The 4,868-nt window shown below is 69.2% G+C and carries 5 protein-coding genes and 1 pseudogene; 3 read left to right on the top strand and 3 right to left on the bottom strand.

Features of this window, described 5'->3' with window-relative positions:
- Positions 1 to 174: 174 nt before the first annotated feature.
- A pseudogene (locus tag WBL05_RS00030) lies at positions 175 to 381 on the top strand (DUF5703 family protein); the annotation flags it as partial.
- Between the two features lie 66 nt (positions 382 to 447).
- On the opposite strand, the gene WBL05_RS00025 reads toward WBL05_RS00030, so the two are convergent.
- Genes WBL05_RS00025 through WBL05_RS00015 form a run of 3 tightly spaced genes read right to left on the bottom strand, consistent with a single transcriptional unit; the run spans position 448 to position 2,899 of the window.
- Entirely contained in the window at positions 448 to 1,062 is a 615-nt protein-coding gene (locus WBL05_RS00025; RefSeq protein WP_424222949.1) for an AMIN-like domain-containing (lipo)protein, read from the bottom strand.
- 9 nt (positions 1,063 to 1,071) lie between these two features.
- Positions 1,072 to 2,040 (bottom strand): aldo/keto reductase, encoded by a 969-nt coding sequence (locus tag WBL05_RS00020; protein WP_424222948.1) that lies wholly within the window; start codon positions 2,038 to 2,040, stop codon positions 1,072 to 1,074.
- Between the two features lies 1 nt (position 2,041).
- Positions 2,042 to 2,899 (bottom strand): undecaprenyl-diphosphate phosphatase, encoded by an 858-nt coding sequence (locus WBL05_RS00015; RefSeq protein ID WP_424222947.1) that lies wholly within the window; start codon positions 2,897 to 2,899, stop codon positions 2,042 to 2,044.
- 198 nt (positions 2,900 to 3,097) lie between these two features.
- Here WBL05_RS00015 and WBL05_RS00010 point away from each other — a divergent pair, with 198 nt between their 5' ends.
- Entirely contained in the window at positions 3,098 to 3,667 is a 570-nt protein-coding gene (locus WBL05_RS00010) for a DUF3090 family protein (protein ID WP_424222946.1), read from the top strand.
- Positions 3,668 to 3,704: 37 nt separating this feature from the next.
- Positions 3,705 to 4,868: cysteine--1-D-myo-inosityl 2-amino-2-deoxy-alpha-D-glucopyranoside ligase (gene mshC / locus WBL05_RS00005; RefSeq protein WP_424222945.1), on the top strand; the 1,164-nt coding region annotated here is incomplete at its 3' end.

The following is a 4,868-nucleotide window of genomic DNA, read 5'->3' as shown; positions in this document are numbered from 1 at the left end:
GGCAGCTGCCAGCGACCGCCTTGGCTTCCCGGCAAGCGGCCGGCGGCCTGCGGGCCAGGGGCGAGCAGCACCCGGGCGAGCATCCCCGGGGCAGAGCAGCACGAGGTGAAAGCGCTGGCCCCGCGTGGCACGATGGACCGCGACGCAGACGTCCGGTGCCTACCAGGAGGTTGAATGCAAGAGCCACCCACCCCGTACATCACGTCGTGGTCGCTTCGGCAGGAACTCATCGGTGGCGTCGAGTTCGAGGTCGGCAGCATCCGGCTGCCGCGGTGGATGAGCATTCGCCAGGTTCAGCGGCTGCTCACCGAGCAGGCCGAACGCGGCGACTGGGAGCTGATGCGGCTGCGCCGCTACCGGGACGGCAGCCGCCATGCCTGGCTGCGGCGCAAGGTCATCAGGGCGCGTCCTACCTACCTGGTGGCCAAACCCTGGCTGACGGCGAACTCAGGAGTTGTCGATGTCGACGACGATCCGGGTCGGCGAATCCAGGGCGCTCACGGAGAAGCCGCGCTGGGCGTCCAGACCGATGAAGACCTGGGCCTGACCCTCGAAGACAGGATCGACGTACACGCCGGTGATGTCGCCTTGGGCGCTGCCGGGTTGCAGCCCGCTCGGCATCGTCCCGCCCTCCGGGGGGTAGGTGAGCCCGAAGATGATCAACCGCAGCGTCTCCGCCCCCGGCAGCTCCACCGGTGCACCTTGCCCCTGTGTCCGCGGATCGGGGTCATACTCCAACCGCCAGCCCAGGTTCTCGGCCGACCCGCCCGTGAACTCGACAACCACCCGGTCATACCCCTGATGGGCCCCCGCGCGTACCCCGGTGACCACCAGTTCGCCCGACGGGGTGATCGGCTGTGCAGAAGTGGGTACGTTGCTGAACGTCACGTTGCTGGTCGGGGTCCGGCTCGGCTCAGGTGGATTCGTGGGGCTGGCCGACGCGTCGCCCGTCCGGGTCGGGCCGGTGGCTGAAGGCGTCGGGCCAGGCTGGCTGCCGGTGCCGCAGCCGACCAGTGACCAGGCAAGCAGCCCGGCGGCCGCAAGCGCCAGCTTTCTTCTCATCCTGTGATGCTACGTCCCAACCCTGCCCTGGTGGGGACCGCCCGTGATATCGTCCAGGGCCGCGATGATCGGCTCGGGCAGCTCGTGCCCCTCGGTCCGCAACAGTGCCGCCAACTGCTCGGTGGTCCGTGCGCCCAGCAGGGGAGCGGTCACCCCGGGCGCGTCCCGAACCCACAACAGCGCAACCTGGGCGGTCGTCAGCCCCAACCCCTCGGCCGCCTTCGCGACGGCGTCCACCACGGCGGTCGACCTGGTGTCCAGGTAGGGTTCGACGAACCAGGCCAGGTGGTCACGGCCGCCCCGCGAATTCCTCGGGGTGCCCCCGCGGTACTTGCCGGTCAGCACGCCGCGTCCCAGCGGCGACCAGGGGAACAGGCCCATGCCGTGGTGCCCCAGCGCCGGCAGAACCTCCACCTCAGCACGGCGGGCCAGCAGCGAGTACTCGATCTGCCCGCTCACCAGCCGGGCCCGGCCGGGCACCGCACGCTGCCAGGCGGCAGCGGTGCCGACCTGCCAGCCGATGTAGTTGCACACCCCGGCGTACCGGGCCATCCCGGCGTTGACCGCCTGGTCGAGCGCGGCCAGAGTCTCCTCCAGCGGCGCATCACCCCAGGCGTGCACCTGCCAGATGTCGACGTGGTCGGTTCGCAGCCGGCGCAGCGAGTCGGCCAGGTCGTCCAGCATCGCCCGCCGCGAGGTGTCGACGCTCTGCGCGCCGCCGTGCGTCCCGAATCCGGCCTTGGTGGCCAGCACCAGGTCGTCGCGGCGCAGGTCGGAGCGCATGTAGCGACCGATCAGTTCCTCGGCGCGGCCGCCCCCATAGGCCGGTGCGGTGTCGATCAGGTCGCCGCCGGCGGCGACGAAGTCGCGAAGCAGCAGCCGCGCGGTCTCGGGGCTGACGTCGCCGCCCCAGGTCATGGTGCCCAGACCGAGCCGTCCAACGCTCAGTCCGCTTGCCCCGACCGCTCGTCTGCGCATCTCAGACGGCGCATCCCGAGGTCAGGGCAGCATCCGGTGCCAGCACGCCGGTCAGCAGCAGGATCGCCACGAAGATCGCCAACAGCACCCGGTAGATCACGAACGGCGTGAAGGTGTGGGTGGTGATGTAGCGCAGCAGCCACGCGATCACCGCGTAGCCGACACCACCGGCGATCAGGGTGGCCAGGATCGTCGGTCCCCAGGCGACGCAGGCGTCCCCGCCTACGTCCTTCAGCTTGTACAGTCCGGACGCGAAGACCGCCGGGATGGCCAGCAGGAATGCGTATCGGGTGGCGGCGGGCCTGGAGTAGCCCATGAACAGGCCGGCGGAGATGGTGCCGCCGGAACGTGAGACGCCGGGAATCAGGGCGGCCGCCTGCGCCAGGCCGTAGACGATGGCGTCGCGCCAGGTGAGGTTGACGAGCTCCTTCGCCTGGTGCTTGCGGGCCATCCGGTCGGCCAATCCGAGCAGCAGGCCGACGCCACCCAGGGTGCCGACGGTGATCCACAGGTTGCGCAGCGTGGAGTCGATGGCGTCCTGGAAGAGCAGGCCGAGCACGCCGATCGGGATGGACCCGACGATCACGAACCAGCCCATCCGGGCGTCCGGATCGGAGCGCGGGATCCTGCCCACCAGCGACAGCGCCCAGTGCTTGACGATCCGGACGATGTCTTTCCAGAAGTAGATCAGGACGGCGGTCTCGGTACCCAACTGGGTGACCGCGGTGAAGGCGGCGCCCGGATCGCGTCCCCCGAAGAGGAGTTGGCCAACGATCAACTGGTGTGCGCTGGAGCTGATCGGCAGGAACTCCGTCAACCCCTGGACGATGCCCAGCACGATCGCTTCAAGCCAACCCATACGTTGTCCTCCTTGGCGGGATGGATCGGCCGTGTTCGGGTCAATCCCGCCGGACAGCTTAGTCCGGCGCGCTGTTCGCGGCCGAAAAGCCTTGCCGGGCCGATGGCAACCGGGGACCCGCTGGCCGCTGTGGATCCGATCGTGTAACGACTCAAGTCATTACCAGCGGTGCGGGTCGCCGCGGCTTACATTGGGAGCATGGAGTTGGCCCACCGGTACGCATTTCCGGACCGGTTCGTCTCCGGGGCTGTCGGGGAACCGGACCGGCGGGTCTACTTCGTCCAGACCCGGCAGGGCTCCCGGATGACGAACGTGGTGTGCGAGCAACAACAGATCAAGGTGCTGGCGGCCCACCTGGAGCGCGTCCTGGCCGAGGTGGAGAGCGTCGGGGGCATCGTGCGGGAGCGCACCGGGCACCGGCCCCGCCCACACGACTGCGACCCGCTCGACGTCCCGCTGGACGAGGACTTCCGCGCCGGCACCATGGCGATCAGTTGGCAGTCGGCCACCCAGTCGTTGCGCATCGAACTGTACGCGCTGGGCGTGTACCGGCAGTTGGTGCGGCTGAGTGGCGACTCAACCGGTGACGACGTGCTCGAAGTGACCATCACCCTCGACCAGGCCCGTGACTTCATCGCCCGCACCGGAAAACTGCTCGCCGCGCAGGCCCCGACCTGTCCGTTCTGTTCGCAGCCGATCGCTCCGGACGGCCACCTCTGCCCCCGCAGCAACGGCTATCGCCGTCCCGTCCTGGGGTTGAGCAACTGAACCTGCCCGGGTTTGCCGGCATCGCTAGATTGTGGCCATGGATTCTTGGCCTGCCGTTCCGGTCCCGGTAATACCCCCCAGCGAGGATCCGCAACTCATCGACCGGGTGCGCGTCTTCGACACCGTTACCCGGGCGCCGCGACTGGTTGGGCCGGACCAGGGTACCGCCGGCCTCTACGTGTGTGGCATCACGCCGTATGACGCGACCCACCTGGGTCACGCCTTCACCTACCTGACCTTCGACCTGTTGCACCGGGCGTGGCTCGACCTCGGGCTGCAGGTCGACTACGTGCAGAACATCACCGACGTGGACGACCCGCTGCTCGAACGGGCCGCCGAGACCGGTCAGGACTGGGAGGAGCTGGCTGCCGAGCAGATCGAGCTGTTCCGCACCGACATGGCGGCGTTGCGGATCCTGCCACCCAGGCACTACATCGCGGCCACCGAGGAACTCGGCCTGGTCATAGACACCATCACCGACCTGCGTGGCAAGGACCTCGCCTACCAGGTCGATGACGCCGAGTACCCCGACTGGTACTTCCGCAGCACCGCTGTCGAGTACTTCGGAGCTGTCTCGCAACTGACCCGCGAGCAGATGATCAGCATCTTCGCCTCCCGCGGCGGCGACCCCGAACGGCCCGGCAAGCAGGACGCCCTGGACTCGCTGTTGTGGCGGCTGGAGCGGCCGGGTGAGCCGGCCTGGGACTCCCCGCACGGTCGCGGACGACCGGGCTGGCACGTGGAGTGCACCTCGATCGCGCAGCGCTACCTGGGTGAGACCTTCTCGGTCCAGGGCGGCGGACGAGACCTGATCTTCCCGCACCATGAGATGTGCGCGGCAGTGGGTCGTGGTGTCGCCAACGGCCGGCGCTTCGCGCACTCCTACGTGCACGTCGGCATGGTCGGCCTGGACGGCCAGAAGATGAGCAAGTCGGTCGGCAACCTGGAACTGGTCTCGCGGCTGCGCGAACAGGGTGTGCCGGCCCCGGTCATCAGGCTGGCGTTGCTGGCCCACCACTACCGTCCCGACTGGGAATGGTTCGCCACCGACATCGACTCCGCCCAGCGTCGCGCCGACGCCTGGCGGGCCGCGTTCTCACTGTCCCACGGGACGCCGGCCGGCCCGATCGTCGCCGGCATCCGGCACGCCCTGCGCAATGACCTCGACGCCCCTCGGGCGCTCGCCGAGGTCGACGAGTGG

It is taken from the genome of Brooklawnia sp. (genome assembly GCF_049651565.1).
Lineage (GTDB): Bacteria > Actinomycetota > Actinomycetes > Propionibacteriales > Propionibacteriaceae > Brooklawnia.
Note: the sequence above shows the minus strand (reverse complement) of the source record. Positions and strands in the feature narration are given on the sequence as shown.

Bases quoted from the DNA above. Each gene is read 5' to 3' on its own strand.
- WBL05_RS00025 (WP_424222949.1), bottom strand. From the start codon at position 1,062: ATGAGAAGAAAGCTGGCGCTTGCGGCCGCCGGGCTGCTTGCCTGGTCA.
- WBL05_RS00020 (WP_424222948.1), bottom strand. From the start codon at position 2,040: ATGCGCAGACGAGCGGTCGGGGCAAGCGGACTGAGCGTTGGACGGCTC.
- WBL05_RS00015 (WP_424222947.1), bottom strand. From the start codon at position 2,899: ATGGGTTGGCTTGAAGCGATCGTGCTGGGCATCGTCCAGGGGTTGACG.
- WBL05_RS00010 (WP_424222946.1), top strand. From the start codon at position 3,098: ATGGAGTTGGCCCACCGGTACGCATTTCCGGACCGGTTCGTCTCCGGG.